This is a genomic window from Variovorax sp. Sphag1AA (assembly GCF_014192575.1).
Taxonomy (GTDB): domain Bacteria; phylum Pseudomonadota; class Gammaproteobacteria; order Burkholderiales; family Burkholderiaceae_C; genus Variovorax.
Genome location: NZ_JACHYC010000001.1, coordinates 150,134 through 164,689, shown reverse-complemented (window position 1 = coordinate 164,689; position 14,556 = coordinate 150,134). Strand labels below are relative to the sequence as shown.

The following is a 14,556-nucleotide window of genomic DNA, read 5'->3' as shown; positions in this document are numbered from 1 at the left end:
AATGCAATGTGTTCGAAGCGAGCAAGGATGCTAGCTTTGCACTTTTGCCGTTGCAATAGACAAATACGCATCACCGATCTGCATAATTGCAACGCATGGATTGGGACAACCTGCGCTTCTTTCTCGAACTCGCGCGCACCGGCACGCTGGTCGGCGCGGCGCGTCGGCTGACGGTCGATCACACCACCGTCGCACGGCGCATCCAGGCGCTCGAAAAGGAAATCGGCACCGCCCTTTTCTCGCGCGAATCGGATGGGCACCGGCTGACCGAAGCCGGCCGTCGGCTGCAGCCGCAGGTCGAGGCGATGGAAAGCGCCTTCCGTGCTGTCGAAAGCACTGCGCCAGCTTCCAACGAAGGGTTGTCGGGACTGGTGCGCATCGGCGCCACCGAAGGCTTCGGCACCGTGGTGCTCGCGCCGCAGCTTGCGCTCTTCGCGCAGCAGCACCCCAAGCTGGTGATCGACCTGCTCGCGATGCCGCGCCTCGTCCACCTGTCACGGCGCGAGGCCGATATCGTGATTTCGCTCGAACGTCCCGCGCGCGGGCCAGTGGTAGTCACCAAGCTGACCGACTACGTGCTGCGCCTCTATGCGTCGAAGCAGTACCTCGCGAAACACGGCGCGATCCGGTCGCGGGAAGACCTGCGCGGCCACACCTTCATCAGCTACGTGGACGACCTGCTGTTCAGCAAGGAACTGCAGTACCTCGACGAGCTGTACAAGCCCGACTCGTTCGCCCTGCGCAGCACGAGCATCCTCGCGCAGCATCAGGCCACCGCCGCGGGTGCGGGTATCGCGGTGCTTCCAGCCTTCATCGCCGAACGCGACAAGTCATTGCGGCGCGTGCTGCCGGGTGAGGCGAATTTCATCCGCACCTTCTGGATGTCGGTGCCCGCCGAGACGCGGCACCTCGCACGCATGAAGGTGGTGTGGGACTTTCTGAAGGAGACCGTGGAAGCGCAACGCGACATCCTTTTGCCGCCCGAGCACGGCGGCGAGCCAGCCTGATTCAGAAGCTCGGAATCACATCCGTGGACTGCGGAGCCGGCGTGCCCGAGAACACGTCGCTCGCCGCAGGCACTGGGTAGGTAGTTTGCTCGGTGGATTGCGCTTGCGCGGCAGCAGGCCGCGTCACGGGAGCCTTCGAGCGATGCGCAGTTTCAGACAGGCCTTCGACGATCGAGCTGCCGAGTCCTACTGTCGCCAGCAGCGCCAGCGAGATGACCCATTGCCATCCGAACTTTGGAAAGCCCCCTGTTGATCGCTTGTTCATGACGATCACCTTCCTTCCTGATTGCCGGTCGATCAGGTCGACCGTGCACCGCCAAATCTAGTCGGCGATGCGCAGCGGCACATCCCTTGGCGAGGTGATGACTAGGGCCACACCGGCGGATGGCTCCCGGGCGGCATCGAAGGCCGCGGCCATGCGGCGGGTGTGCGCGACAGGCGTGCGCTGTGGCTCAGGCCGGTCAATTCGCCGAAACCGGAAGGTGAGGTTTCGAGAAAAGGCGTCTTGTCGGGCACGGCGATCTTCAATCCATCAGGCACGCGACCCAGGCTGCGCAGCCAGTGGCCCGTTTGCGCGAGCGACACCTGCACATGCCAGCTTCCGCCTTCGCGCCGCTGGCGGCACATCGCGGCCGACGCGCCCATGGCGATGAGATAGCCGGTCGCTTCGTCGAGGATCTGCATCGGCAGCGGCCGCGGCTTGCCGCCGCCTGCAGCTTCGCCTTCGGCATGGTTGAAGCCCATGGCCGTCTGCACGAGCGAATCGAAGCCACGGCGCGATGCCCAAGGGCCCTGCGTGCCGTAGGCGGTGAGCGAGACGTAGACGATGCCCGGACGTGCGCGCGCCGCATCGTCCGGCCCGAATCCGAGCGCCGCAATGCCGCCGGGTCGATAGCCCTGAATGAACACATGCGCATCGCCCCGCAAACGGCCGAGCGCGTCGCGCCCTTGTTGGTTCTGCAGATCGATGTGCGTTGAAAGCTTGCCGCGGCTCGTGTCCGCGACGGCTTCGATGTTCGGCAGGTTCGGTGAATTGACGAGCATCACGTCGGCTCCATAGGCCGCCAGCGCGCGACCGCCGACCGGGCCGGCGAGGATCCGGGTGAGGTCGAGTACGCGCACGCCCGACAGCGGACGCGCATCGTCCGCGAGCGGCGGCAGTGCGAGCGGCGACGCATCGCCGATGCGCTCGATGGTGAACAGCGGCTGGCCGGAGAGCGCCTGGCCCTGTGGCGTCGCGTCCCATTCGTCGAACCGCCGCAACGCGGTGGCGACCAAACCCTTGGCAGCGGCCGCGTCCTCGAAGTCCTTGGCCTTCCACGACTGCATCGCCGCTTCTGCGTCCGCGCGTTGCGCGGTGGCCGGATCGAGTCCCAGCAACCGCAGCGCGCCTTCGCGATGGTGCGCGAAATTGGCATGTATTCGCACCCACCCGTCGGACGCGCGATAGAGGCCCGAGAACGCATCCCAGATATCCGGCGCGCGACCATCGATGCTGAACCATGCGGTGCATTCAAGCGCCGCATGCTGCATGTCCACCGCTACCTGCTGGCGCGGCGCACCGCGCGCATGGCCCAGTTCGCATGCAGCGAGTGCGGCCGCCGCGATGGTGCTCTGCGCGGCTGCACCGACCGCGAAGGACGAGGGCAGAACCGGATCTTCGCCACTGAGTTGCACGTAGGCCAGCGCATCCTCGGGCAAACCGGCCATTCGCCAGATTCCACCCAGCGCGTCTTTCGCAATCATGTTCGGACCTCCATGCAAAGGCAGAGGCCACCCCGCGCTCAGCGTGTGGCGGACTCCGGCTCAGCCAGCGCGGCATCGACCAGCGCGACGTGACCACCGCCGTCCGCGTCCACGATCCGCACGATGTCGGGAAACTTTTCGAGAAAGCTCGTGAAGCTGCTGCAACCCAGCGTCCGCTCGTCGAAGGCCGGCATCAGCCGCTTCATCAGGGACTTGAGCGCTCCGCGCTTCACGTAGTTGTCACCTTGCCGCGCGACAAGCTGCGTCAGCGACTTGATCAGCGTTTCGCGCGCTTCATCGACTGAGAGAAGCGTCGGCAACTCAGGCGCGGCCGGCGTCACGGCGGCGTCCGGCACGGGATTGGCGGGTGCCTCGGAAGCCGCGGGTGCCGATGGGACCGCAGCGGCCGCGACCGAGGCTGCAAGCTCGCTGGCCTCGCTGAGCTCGACCAGCGCACGATAGAACTTGAACTCGTTGCAGCTCGCGATCCAGAAGCGGTTGCTGTTGTTCTCGACGCCCACGCCCGCAACGAAGCGGCCCGCCTGCTTGGCCTTCTGCGCCAGGCTGATGAAATCGCTGTCGCTCGAGACGATCACGACGTGCGTCAGGTGCGGATGCGCGTGGATGTCGCTCAGCGCGTCGAGCGCCATCCGGATGTCGGCGCTGTTCTTCATGTTGGCGCCACGGGGGAACATCTGGATCAGATCGATGCCCGCGCCGTTGAGCGCATCGCGGTACCGCGCGAAGAACTGCCAGTTGCCGTACGCGCGATGAATGATCACATCGCCGAACGACGCTGCGTAGTCGAGCACCGGGGTCACGTCGACCACCGGCGCCTGCACGCTCATGCGATGGTCACGGTAGTAGTCCTGCCCGTTCTTCTGGTCGGTGAGGACCGCGTGCAGGTTCTCGAAATCCCAGTAGATCGCGACCTTCGCTTCGCCGTTGGCTTTCATCCGCGGGAGATTACTGAATCAGCTTCGGCCCGGTCTTCGACTGGAGTTGCTCGAAGCTCACGCCCGGTGCCAGTTCGACGACCTTGAGGCCGTCAGAGGTCACGTCGATCACAGCCAGGTCAGTGATGATGCGGTCGACCACGCCCACGCCGGTCAGCGGCAGCGAGCAGTTGTCGAGGATCTTGAGGTCCTCGGTGCCATCCTTCTTCTTCGCGACGTGCTCCATCAGAATGATCACGCGCTTGACGCCCGCGACGAGGTCCATCGCGCCGCCCATGCCCTTGACCATCTTGCCGGGGATCATCCAGTTGGCGAGGTCACCCTTGGCGCTCACCTGCATGGCGCCGAGGATCGACAGGTTGATCTTGCCGCCGCGGATCATCGCGAAGCTGTCATGGCTGCCGAAGATGGCGCTGCCGGGCAGCGTGGTCACGGTCTGCTTGCCGGCGTTGATCAGGTCGGCGTCGACCTGGTCTTCGGTCGGAAACGGGCCGATGCCGAGCATGCCGTTCTCGCTCTGCAGCCACACTTCCTTGTCGCCGACGAAGTTCGCGACCAGCGTGGGGATGCCGATGCCGAGGTTGACGTAGAAGCCGTCTTCGAGTTCTTGGGCCGCGCGCGCGGCCATCTGGTCTTGGGTCCAGGGCATGTCAGGCTCCTTTGGTGTTCTTGATCGGCGCTGGCACTTCGCTGCCGGCAGCGGCTTGTGCGATGGCAGCCTGTGCTTCGACCTTGGCGGCGACGGCGTCGACCGACGCGCTCACGGTGCGCTTCTCGATGCGCTTCTCTGGGGTGGCGTTGAGCACGATGCGGTGCACGTAGATGCCCGGCAGGTGAATGTCGTCCGGTGCGAGCTCACCGACTTCGACGATCTTCTCGACTTCGACGATGCAGATCTTGCCGGCCATCGCAGCGGCCGGGTTGAAGTTGCGCGCCGTCAGGCGGAAGCGCAGGTTGCCGGACTTGTCGGCCACGTCGGCCTTGACGAGGGCAACGTCGGGAACGAGCGAGCGTTCCATCACATAGGTCTCACCGTCGAACTCACGCAGTTCCTTGCCTTCGGCGACCTGCGTGCCCACGCCGGTCTTGGTGAAGAAGGCCGGGATGCCGGCGCCGCCGGCGCGCAGCTTTTCGGCCAGCGTGCCCTGCGGCGTGAATTCGAGCTCGAGTTCGCCTGCGAGGTACTGGCGCTCGAACTCCTTGTTCTCGCCGACGTAGCTCGCGACCATCTTCTTGATCTGGCGCGTCTCGAGCAGCTTGCCGAGGCCAAAGCCGTCGACGCCCGCGTTGTTGGAGATGCAGGTGAGGTTCTTGACGCCTGAATCGTGCAGTGCGTCGATGAGTGCCTCGGGGATGCCGCAGAGGCCGAAGCCTCCGACAGCGAGGGTCTGGCCGTCAGCCACGACGCCCTTGAGCGCCGCGTCGGCGGAGGGGTAGATCTTGTTCGCCATGGTTCCTCGTTCGGTGGTGGTGGGTGGTTGAATCCGGCTGAATCCGGCTGAATCCGTGACAGCGACGATACTACGTACAGGCATACGTAGTATTTCGTAATGGAGACACCCGAAGGAAATTTACCGATGGTCGACTACCGGCTGGCTTTCGAGCTTGCGCCGGTGGGCATGGTGCTGTCTCGACACCGCATCATCGTGGACTGCAACGCCCGCGTGTGCGAGATGTTCGGCGCCACGCGCGATGCGCTCGTCGGCCAATCCTTCCAGGTGCTCTACCCGAGCGTCGCCGAATTCGAGCGCATCGGCAAGCGCATGGAGCCGATCCTCAATGCAAGCGGACGTTACGCCGACAACCGCATGATGAAGCGCCTGGGCAATCTGCACGGGATGTTCGCCGGCGAGACCTTCTGGTGCCACGTCAGCGGCCAGGCCTTGAACCGGGAGGCACCGCACGAGGCAGGCATCTGGACCTTCGAGGATCTGGGGTCGCGGCGCTCGGTCAAAGCCGAACTCACGCCGCGCGAGCGCGAGGTGGCGGCGCAGGTCATGCAGGGCCGCACCTCGAAGGAGATCGGCAAGGCGCTGCAGATCAGCCATCGCACGGTCGAAATACACCGCGCGCGGCTGATGCGCAAGTACGCCGCGGCCACGACCGCTGAACTGGTCCAGAAACTGATTGCCGGATAGATTGCGGCTCAGATGAACCGCTATCACGACCCCGCCAAACCGCACCACCGCGAACACGGTTTCCAGAACAACTACGTGGAGTTCCAGCCGAAGAGCCTCTCGGAACTGCTGCGCTGGCGCCGGCAGGCCCTCCGCGACCGCCTGCCCCGGCCGCCCCTCGCACCGACGCCCCGCGTCGCGCCAGAGCTGGATTGGCTTCACGCCAATGCGCGTGCAGGCCAGGCGATGGCGCCCTGCTTCACCTGGATCGGCCATGCGACGGTGCTGGTGCAGATGGGCGGGCTCACGGTGCTGACCGATCCGATGTTCTCGCTGCGCGCATCGCCGGTGCCCTTCGCGGGGCCCAGGCGGCACACGCCGCCGGGGATCGAGCTGCCGCAGTTGCCGCGCGTGGACCTGGTGCTGGTGTCGCACAACCACTATGACCATCTCGATGCACCATCGGTGGATGCGCTCAACCGGCAGCCGGGCGGACCGCCGTTGTTCGTGGTCCCGCTGGGCGTCAAGCCCTGGCTGCACGGTCGCCGAATCCGCAATACGGTCGAACTGGACTGGTGGGACCGGCACACGGTGCCCGGCGCGCACGGCGAGGTGGAGATCGCGCTCGTGCCTGCGCAGCACTGGTCATCGCGCAGCCCGCGCGATGCAATGGCGACGCTATGGGGCGGCTTCGCGGTGATCGCGCCGGACTGCCATCTGCTCTACACCGGCGACACCGGCTATTCGCGCGACTTCGCCGACATCCGCCGGCATTTCAGCGACCGGCAGGCGCCGGAGCAAGGCGGCGGATTCGACATCGCGCTGATCCCGATTGGGGCCTATGCGCCGCGCTGGTTCATGAAGTCGCAGCACGTGGACATCGAGGAGGCGTTGCGCATCCACGCCGATGTCGGCGCCAAGCGTTCGCTCGGCATTCATTGGGGCGTCTTCGAACTGAGCGATGAGGCGCTCGACGATCCGCCACGAAAGCTGGCAGAAGTGCGCGACGCGCAAGGCATTCCCGAGGAGCATTTCTTCGCTGTCGCAGTGGGCGAAACGCGCAGGCTCGCGTCGCGCCTCGGGTGATCGCAGGCGCCTAGAACCTGGTGCCTGCCGTGCATCCCCCGGAAGCGCGACCACTGCCGCCCCCGGCGGCGCAACCGAAAACGCCGCATCCGGTCAGGAGCGTCGCGCTCAGAACGGCAGCGAGGACGAGGCGAGCGGTGGATTTCATGTCAACCCGCCTTTCGAAAAGTGAGATTGATCCGGCATCCATCCCAGAACAGATGCGTGCCCTCCTTCAAAGGCAACACGCCGTGGTAATGCAGCCGCGCCGGTCCGCCCCAGACCACGACATCGCCATGGTCCAGCGGAACGCGGCGCGCCTTGTCCGAACGCTTCGGCCCACCGAACAGGAACACCGCGGAGATGCCAAGTGACACCGAAACGATCGGCTGGCTGAAGTCCCTTTCGTTGCGGTCCTGATGCAACGAGAGCCGCGTGCCCGGCTCGTAGCGATTGATGAGGCATGCATCGGGCACGAAGCCGTCGAAGCCCCCTTGCGATGCGGCTTCGGATGCAAGCCGCCTGAACACATCCGGCAGGCGCGGCCACGGGTTGCCGCTCTCGGGATCATGGGGGTCATAGCGATAGCCGGTGAGATCGGTCACCCAGCCGAGATCACCGCAGTTGGTCATCGCGACCGACATGCGGAAGCCGCCAGGCGTCACCATGTGGCGCAGCGGTGCCTGCTCGATCACTTGCCGGACGGCATCCTGCAGCGCAGCCTCATCAGGCCGCGCAAAGCGGCGCAACACCACCGCGCCGGGCCCGAGCGGCAGTGCTGCGGACTGCACTTCGTCGTCGAACAAATCCTGCGTCATCGCGTGCTGCTCATTGAGCGTCGTGGAAGATGATGCCGGCCGTATGCCGTTGCCCCGAACGCACGCGACTCACACCATGGCGCAGATTCACGCGATACGCACCTCGCGTGCCCTGCACCGGCCGGTGATGCACCGCGATCACCGCCGCATCACCCTGCCGCAGTGGCAGCACCATCGGTCGCGACTGCATCCGTGGTCGCTGCTCCGTCATCACGAACTCGCCACCAGTGAAGTCGCGGCCGGGCTCGGAAAGAAGGATCACCACCTGCAGCGGAAACACATGCTCGCCGTACAGATCCTGATGCAGGCAGTTGTAGTCGTCCGGCGCGTACTGCAGCAGCAAGGGCGTCGGCCGCAACTGGCCCGCCGCATGGCAGCGATCGATGAACTCGGCATGCCGCGCCGGATAGCGCACGTCGATGTCCATGATCTCGTTCCAGCGATTCGCGATCGGCACCAGATGCGGATAGAGCCGCTCGCGCAGCACCGCGATCGGCTCCGGCAGCGGATAGGCGAAGTACTTGTACTCGCCGCGACCGAAGCCGTGCCGCTCCATCACCACGCGACTGCGAAAGGGCTTCTCGGCCCCGTACAGCCCGGCGAGCGACTCGCACTCGCCGGGCGTGAGCAGAGACGGCAGCAGCGCACAGCCCTGGTCATCGAGATCGGCTTCGGCCTGTGCCCAGTCCATGTGCGTCACCCGTTCCTTCCACGTGCTCATGCGGGCTCGGCTTCCCGGCGCAGCAGCGCGCTCTTGCGATCGACGCCCCAGCGGTACCCTGAGAGGCCACCATCGCTGCGCACCACGCGATGGCAAGGGATCGCCACCGCGAGCGCATTCGCGCCGCACGCCTGCGCCACCGCGCGAACCGACTTCGGCGAACCGATGCGCTCCGCGATCTCGCTGTAGCTGGCCGTCTCGCCCACCGGGATTTCGCGCAGCGCCTGCCAGACGCGCTGCTGGAAGGCCGTGCCACGTACATCCAGCGGAAGGTCCAGCCCGACGCGCGGTGCCTCGACGAAGCCGACCACCCTTGCGACCAGCGCTTCGAATTCGGCGTCGCCGCCGATCAGCCGGGCACGCGGAAACTGGTCTTGCAGGTCTCGCGCCAAGGCATCGGGATCGTCGCCCAGAGCGATCGCGCAGATGCCGCGCTCGCTTTGCGCAACGAGGATCGCGCCCAGCGCGCATTGGCCGATCGCGAAGCGGATTTCGGTGTCCGCACCGCCGGAACGCCATGCCGTCGGCGTCATGCCGAGGATCTCGTTCGAGTCCTCGTAGAAGCGGCCGTTGGAGTTGTAGCCCGCGTCGTAGATCGCCTCGGTCACCGTGTCGCTGCGTGTCAACTCGCGGCGGACGCGGCTCGCTCGATGCGCTGCTGCGTACGCCTTGGGCGTCACCCCGGTCACTTCCTTGAAGAGCCGGTGCAGGTGCCAGGGGCTGAGCCCGGCACGTTCGGCGAGTTCGTCCAGCGTCGGCTCCTGCTCGGCGCTCTCGATATAGCGGCACAGCTCAGCCACCAGATCCGCCTGCTGGCTGGATCGCGCCGGTTCGTCAGGCCGACAGCGCTTGCACGGACGGAAACCCGCGCGCTCGGCATCCGCCACCGTGGCGTGGAATTCGATGTTCTCCGGCCGCGCCCGGCGCGACGCGCAGGACGGCCGGCAGTACACGCCTGTGCTGCGAACGGAATAGAAGAAGCTGCCGTCAGCCTTCGCGTCGCGCGCCACCACTGCGGCCCAGCGTGGATCGCTCACCGTGGCGAGTGCACGTGTTTCGTTGTCGTTACGCATGTTCATCTCGAGTCCTTCAGTGTCGTTGATCGGTGCATTCACTGTAGGGATCAGGGGTGGAACGGGCACTCCGCCGCTTGCTTTCGAATTCGATCGTAGGACGATGCCGACTTCGGCGAACCCGTTTCAGCCATCGACCTACGGAGCCGCGGCCCCACCGTCGTTAACATTTGCGCCACATGATCGACCGACGCTCACTCCTCACCGCTGGCGGTGCCTCCCTGGCGCTCGCTTCCCTGGGCATCTCCGCCGATGCATTTGCGGCCGCCGGGCTCCAGTTGAGCCAGCCAAGGCCGTTCTCCTTCGACCGCCTCGTGGCGCAGGCGAAGGCGCTGGGCGCGCAGCCATACGTCGCCGACAAATCGCTACCGGCCGACATCCTGGAAAAGATCGACTACGACGCGCACGGCAAGATCAAGTTCAACACCGACAACGCCCTCTTCCGCGACGGTCCGGGGCAGTTCCCGGTCACCTTCTTCCACCTGGGCCGCTACTTCCAGGTGCCCGTGCACATGCACGTGCTGGAAATCGCGGGCGGCGACAGCTTCGCGCGCGAGATCGTCTACGACCCGGGGTACTTCAACATGCCGCCGGACAGCCCGGCGAAACAACTGCCTGACGGCGCCGGCTTCGCGGGCTTCCGCCTTCAGGAAAGCCGCCTCGGCGACCAGAAGAAGCTGCCGTGGCAGACCAACGACTGGGTGGCCTTTCTCGGCGCTTCGTACTTCCGTGCGATCGGCGAGTTGTTCCAGTACGGTCTCTCGGCACGCGGCATCGCACTGGATGCGGCCATGCCCGACCGTGCCGAAGAGTTTCCGACCTTCACGCAGTTCTACTTCGAGCCGCCGGCGAACGATTCATCGAACGCCGTGACGGTCTACGCCCTGCTCGAAGGGCCCAGCATCACCGGCGCCTACAAGTTCGTGCTCCAGCGGGGAAAGGCGGTGCTGATGGACATCGACGCTCGCCTCTTCCTGCGTCGCGACATCGGCCGCTTCGGCCTGACGCCACTGACATCGATGTTCTGGTATTCGGAGACCGTGAAGCCGACCGGCATCGATTGGCGCCCTGAAGTGCACGATTCGGATGGCCTCTCGATGTGGAACGGCGCGGGTGAGCGCATCTGGCGCCCGCTGAACAATCCCGCGCAGACACGCGCATCGGCCTTCAGCGACAACAACCCGCGCGGCTTCGGCCTGCTGCAGCGGGACCGTGCGTTCGACCACTACCAGGACGGCGTCTACTACGACAAGCGCCCGAGCCTCTGGGTCGAGCCGCTTGGCCAATGGGGAGAGGGCTCGGTGCAGTTGATCGAGATCCCGACCGACGACGAGATCCACGACAACATCCTCGCGTGCTGGGTGCCCAAGGCGCCGGCCAAGGCCGGGTCGAGCTTCGAGCTCAAGTACCGGCTGCACTGGGCGGCGGAGGAGCCCTTCCCGTCGCCGCTCGCGCGCTGCGTCGCGACGCGCATCGGGCGTGGCGGTCAGCCGGGCACGCCGAGGCCGCAGGGCGTGCGCAAGTTCATGGTCGAGTTCATCGGCAAGCCGCTCGAGACATTGCCATTCGGCGTCAAGCCCGAGCTGGTACTGACCGCTTCGCGCGGGAAGTTCTCGTACATCTTTACCGAGGCGGTGCCGAACGGGGTGCCTGGGCATTGGCGGGCGCAATTCGACTTCGCGGCCGAGGGGACGGATCCCGTCGACATGCGTCTGTACATGAAGAACGGGGATCAGACGCTGACGGAGACTTGGCTGTACCAGTTTCAGCCCTTCTGACCCCCGGAGTTCGTCACTTGTCCTTGATCGCGAGCAACTCGATCTCGAAATTGAGCGTCGCATCCGGCGGAATCACGCCGCCCGCACCGCGCTTCCCGTAGGCGATCCCCGGCGGGCAGGTCAGCTTGGCCTTGCCGCCGACCTTCATGAGTTGCACGCCTTCGGTCCAGCACGGGATCACGCCATTGAGCGGAAACTCCGCCGGCTCGCCGCGCTTGAAGGAGCTGTCGAATTCCTTGCCGTCGGGAAAGGTGCCGCGGTAGTGCACGCGCACGACGTCGGTGGCGGCAGGTGACGCGCCCTTCCCATCCACGAGCGACTGGAAGATCAGCCCGCTCGGCTTGGTGACCGGCGCGGATTGCGCGAAGGCGGACGGCAACACGAACATCGAAACGATGGCGGTACAGAGAATGGATCGCACGGATACCCCTTTGATGTTTGAATGAACGGGTTCATTATTGCCGCGCCGCAAGCCAGCTTGGCATCGCTCTTGCAGGCTCACACTCATGCGCTACCGAACCACGATCGATTCGCACGTCTTCGAGTTCGCCGATCTGAAGCAGGTCATGGCCTGCGCGAGTCCGGCACGTTCGGGCGACTATCTCGCAGAGATTGCGGCGGCGACGGCGCAGCAGCGGCTCGCGGCACGACACGTCCTCGCTGAGACACCGCTGAAGCAATTCCTCAACGAAGCGCTGGTGCCGTACGAGGAAGACAACATCACCCGCCTCATCATCGACAGCCATGACGCGCAGGCCTTCGCGCCGGTGGCGCACCTGACGGTTGGCGACTTCCGCAATTGGCTGCTGTCGGAAGAGGCGGATACCAACGCCCTCTCTGCGCTCGCACCGGGCCTGACGCCGGAGATGGTGGCCGCGGTCTCCAAGCTCATGCGCAGCCAGGATCTCGTGTCGATCGCGCGCAAGTGCAGCGTGGTCACGCGTTTTCGCGACACGATCGGCTTGCCCGGCCATCTTGCGGTGCGGCTGCAGCCCAACCACCCGACGGACGATCTGCGCGGCATCGCGGCTTCGCTGCTCGACGGGCTGTTGCTGGGCGCTGGCGATGCGGTGATCGGCATCAACCCCGCATCCGACAGCATGCAGGTGCTCGGCGACCTGCTTCGCATGCTGGACGAGGTGATCCAGCGCTTCCAGATTCCCACGCAGAGTTGCGTGCTCACGCATGTCACCAACACGCTGAAGCTCGCGGATGCTGGCGCGCCGGTCGATCTGGTGTTCCAGTCCATCGGCGGCACCGAGAAGACCAACCGCTCCTTCGGCGTCACGCCCGAGTTGCTCGACGAGGCGTACGCGGCCGCACTTGCGATGAAGCGCGGGACCATCGGCAACAACGTCATGTACTTCGAGACCGGCCAGGGCAGCGCGCTCTCGGCCAACGCCAACTTCGGCGTCGACCAGCAGACCTGCGAGGCACGCGCCTATGGCCTTGCCCGGCGCTACAAGCCTTTGCTGATCAACACGGTGGTGGGTTTCATCGGGCCGGAGTACCTCTACGACGGCAAGCAGATCATCCGCGCTGGGCTCGAAGATCACTTCTGCGGCAAGCTGCTCGGGCTGCCGCTGGGCTGCGACATCTGCTACACCAATCACGCCGAAGCCGACCAGGACGACATGGACACGCTGCTGGTGCTGCTCGGCACTGCGGGAATCAACTTCATCATGGGCGTGCCAGGCGCGGACGACGTGATGCTCAACTACCAGAGCACGTCCTTCCACGACGCGCTGTTTCTGCGCGAGACGATGGGCCTCAAGCGTGCCCCTGAGTTCGAGGCGTGGTTGCAAGGCATGCAGATCACCAATGCAGCGGGCCGACTGGCGCCCGCCTCCTCCAACGCCATGCTCTCGGACATGGGCACGCTGAAGGCACTTGCTGGATGAACGAACCCACCACCACCGGCCCGCTGGACTCTTGGCGTGCTGCAACGCCGGCCCGTATCGCACTGGGCCGCGCCGGCGCGGGCATGCCCACGAACGAGGTACTCCGCTTCGGCTGGGCGCATGCCATGGCGCGCGATGCGATCCACGCGGCGCTCGACGCGCAAGCTCTTGCAGAATCGTTGCACTCACAGGGCTGGGACACCCTGCAAGTACACAGCCGCGCGGGCGATCGCACGTATTACCTGCGAAGACCTGACCTCGGCCGTCAACTGGCCCCCGAGGATTCGTCACGCCTTCGCTCGCTAGCCGGATCTCCGAAGGACCTTTGCATCGTCATCGGCGACGGGCTCTCGTCGATGGCAATCGAGCGTCACGCAGCGCCGCTGTTGGCTGAACTGCGGCCAAAACTGCCACCGGGCCTCTCGATGACGCCAGTGGTCATCGCTTCCCAGGCTCGCGTCGCGCTGGCGGACGAGATCGCGGAGGATCTCGGCGCGCGCCTGTCGATCATCCTGATCGGCGAGCGCCCCGGCCTCAGTTCGCCGGACAGCCTCGGCGTCTACATCACGCACGCGCCGCGTCGTGGACGGCACGATGCCGAACGCAACTGCATCTCGAACATCCGCCCGGAAGGCCTCGGCTACGCGGCGGCGGCATTCAAGCTCGCATGGTTGATCCGCGAATCGCTGCGGCGAGGATTGACCGGCGTCAACTTGAAGGACGAAAGCCATCTGGCACTGGTCGACGAGAGCGGCTCCCTATGATGGACCGCGTTGCGAATCATCAGGAGACTTCATGACCGAGCGCTACCCTCTTGCCGAGATCAAGGACTTGCCCGACGACATTCGCGCCGCGGTGCTCGAAGTGCAGGAAAAGGCAGGCTTCGTGCCCAACGTGTTCCTCGCCCTCGCCCGCCGGCCTGCGGAGTGGCGAGCCTTCTTCGCCTATCACGACGCGCTGATGCTGAAGGAGGAAGGCTCACTCACCAAGGGCGAGCGCGAAATGATCGTCACCGCCACCAGCGCAGCCAACCAGTGCCTCTACTGCGTGGTCGCGCACGGCGCACTGCTGCGCATCTACGAGAAGAAGCCGCTGGTTGCCGACCAGGTAGCCGTCAACTGGCGCAAGGCCGACATCACGCCGCGCCAGCGCGCGATGCTCGAATTCGCGATGAAGGTCTGCGAGCGTTCGCACGAGATCGAAGAAAGCGATTTCCCTCCGCTGCACGCGCACGGCTTCAGCGATGAGGACATCTGGGACATCGCGGCCATTACCGCGTTCTTCGGGCTCTCCAACCGCATGGCGAGCTTCAGCGGCATGCTGCCGAATCCGGAGTTCTACCTGCTGGGGCGCTTGCCGCGCGACAAGAAGTAG

16 protein-coding genes are annotated in these 14,556 nt (G+C 65.5%); 7 read left to right on the top strand and 9 right to left on the bottom strand.

Features of this window, described 5'->3' with window-relative positions:
- Positions 1 to 95: 95 nt before the first annotated feature.
- Positions 96 to 1,007, top strand: coding sequence for a LysR family transcriptional regulator (locus FHW64_RS00870; RefSeq protein ID WP_184524148.1), 912 nt, complete (start codon positions 96 to 98; stop codon positions 1,005 to 1,007).
- Position 1,008: 1 nt separating this feature from the next.
- Here the strand turns inward: FHW64_RS00870 and FHW64_RS00865 are convergent, their stop codons facing one another.
- The 5 genes from FHW64_RS00865 to FHW64_RS00845 form a co-directional block, all read right to left on the bottom strand.
- Positions 1,009 to 1,272: a hypothetical protein gene (locus FHW64_RS00865; RefSeq protein WP_184522118.1), complete on the bottom strand. Its 264-nt coding sequence runs from the start codon at positions 1,270 to 1,272 to the stop codon at positions 1,009 to 1,011.
- A 101-nt stretch (positions 1,273 to 1,373) separates the two neighbouring features.
- Positions 1,374 to 2,753, bottom strand: coding sequence for a CoA transferase (locus tag FHW64_RS00860; protein WP_184522115.1), 1,380 nt, complete (start codon positions 2,751 to 2,753; stop codon positions 1,374 to 1,376).
- A gap of 38 nt (positions 2,754 to 2,791) precedes the next feature.
- Positions 2,792 to 3,709, bottom strand: coding sequence for an NYN domain-containing protein (locus FHW64_RS00855; protein WP_184522113.1), 918 nt, complete (start codon positions 3,707 to 3,709; stop codon positions 2,792 to 2,794).
- A gap of 10 nt (positions 3,710 to 3,719) precedes the next feature.
- Entirely contained in the window at positions 3,720 to 4,358 is a 639-nt protein-coding gene (locus FHW64_RS00850) for a 3-oxoacid CoA-transferase subunit B (RefSeq protein ID WP_184522110.1), read from the bottom strand.
- A gap of 1 nt (position 4,359) precedes the next feature.
- Entirely contained in the window at positions 4,360 to 5,160 is an 801-nt protein-coding gene (locus FHW64_RS00845; RefSeq protein WP_184522107.1) for a CoA transferase subunit A, read from the bottom strand.
- 126 nt (positions 5,161 to 5,286) lie between these two features.
- Here FHW64_RS00845 and FHW64_RS00840 point away from each other — a divergent pair, with 126 nt between their 5' ends.
- Together FHW64_RS00840 and FHW64_RS00835 are read left to right on the top strand one after the other, a co-directional pair.
- Positions 5,287 to 5,847, top strand: a complete 561-nt coding sequence (locus tag FHW64_RS00840; RefSeq protein WP_177142549.1) for a LuxR C-terminal-related transcriptional regulator — start codon at positions 5,287 to 5,289, stop codon at positions 5,845 to 5,847.
- A gap of 12 nt (positions 5,848 to 5,859) precedes the next feature.
- Positions 5,860 to 6,912: an MBL fold metallo-hydrolase gene (locus tag FHW64_RS00835; protein ID WP_184522104.1), complete on the top strand. Its 1,053-nt coding sequence runs from the start codon at positions 5,860 to 5,862 to the stop codon at positions 6,910 to 6,912.
- A 149-nt stretch (positions 6,913 to 7,061) separates the two neighbouring features.
- Here FHW64_RS00835 and alkB read toward each other — a convergent pair whose 3' ends face one another.
- Genes alkB through ada form a run of 3 tightly spaced genes read right to left on the bottom strand, consistent with a single transcriptional unit; the run spans position 7,062 to position 9,509 of the window.
- The gene (gene alkB, locus FHW64_RS00830) at positions 7,062 to 7,709 is read right to left on the bottom strand and encodes a DNA oxidative demethylase AlkB (RefSeq protein WP_184522101.1); all 648 of its coding nucleotides are present in this window, start codon (positions 7,707 to 7,709) and stop codon (positions 7,062 to 7,064) included.
- Between the two features lie 10 nt (positions 7,710 to 7,719).
- A complete protein-coding gene (locus FHW64_RS00825; protein WP_409350598.1) occupies positions 7,720 to 8,400 on the bottom strand; it encodes a 2OG-Fe(II) oxygenase in 681 nt (226 codons plus the stop codon).
- 26 nt (positions 8,401 to 8,426) lie between these two features.
- A complete protein-coding gene (ada, locus tag FHW64_RS00820) occupies positions 8,427 to 9,509 on the bottom strand; it encodes a bifunctional DNA-binding transcriptional regulator/O6-methylguanine-DNA methyltransferase Ada (protein ID WP_221210182.1) in 1,083 nt (360 codons plus the stop codon).
- Between the two features lie 173 nt (positions 9,510 to 9,682).
- Here ada and FHW64_RS00815 point away from each other — a divergent pair, with 173 nt between their 5' ends.
- Complete coding sequence (locus FHW64_RS00815; RefSeq protein ID WP_184522095.1) at positions 9,683 to 11,281, top strand: glucan biosynthesis protein; 1,599 nt, start codon at positions 9,683 to 9,685, stop codon at positions 11,279 to 11,281.
- 13 nt (positions 11,282 to 11,294) lie between these two features.
- Here the strand turns inward: FHW64_RS00815 and FHW64_RS00810 are convergent, their stop codons facing one another.
- Positions 11,295 to 11,669 carry an FKBP-type peptidyl-prolyl cis-trans isomerase gene (locus FHW64_RS00810; protein ID WP_184524144.1) on the bottom strand — a complete coding sequence of 125 codons (375 nt, stop codon included), beginning with the start codon at positions 11,667 to 11,669 and terminating at the stop codon, positions 11,295 to 11,297.
- Between the two features lie 118 nt (positions 11,670 to 11,787).
- Between FHW64_RS00810 and FHW64_RS00805 the strand changes: the two genes are divergently transcribed.
- From FHW64_RS00805 to FHW64_RS00795, 3 genes are read left to right on the top strand one after another with little or no spacing between them, the layout of a single operon-like run.
- A complete protein-coding gene (locus FHW64_RS00805; protein ID WP_184522093.1) occupies positions 11,788 to 13,182 on the top strand; it encodes an ethanolamine ammonia-lyase subunit EutB in 1,395 nt (464 codons plus the stop codon).
- Positions 13,179 to 13,946 carry an ethanolamine ammonia-lyase subunit EutC gene (gene eutC / locus FHW64_RS00800; protein ID WP_184522090.1) on the top strand — a complete coding sequence of 256 codons (768 nt, stop codon included), beginning with the start codon at positions 13,179 to 13,181 and terminating at the stop codon, positions 13,944 to 13,946. The genes FHW64_RS00805 and eutC overlap by 4 nt, the downstream gene beginning before the upstream one ends.
- Positions 13,947 to 13,977: 31 nt before the next feature.
- Complete coding sequence (locus FHW64_RS00795) at positions 13,978 to 14,556, top strand: peroxidase-related enzyme (RefSeq protein ID WP_184522087.1); 579 nt, start codon at positions 13,978 to 13,980, stop codon at positions 14,554 to 14,556.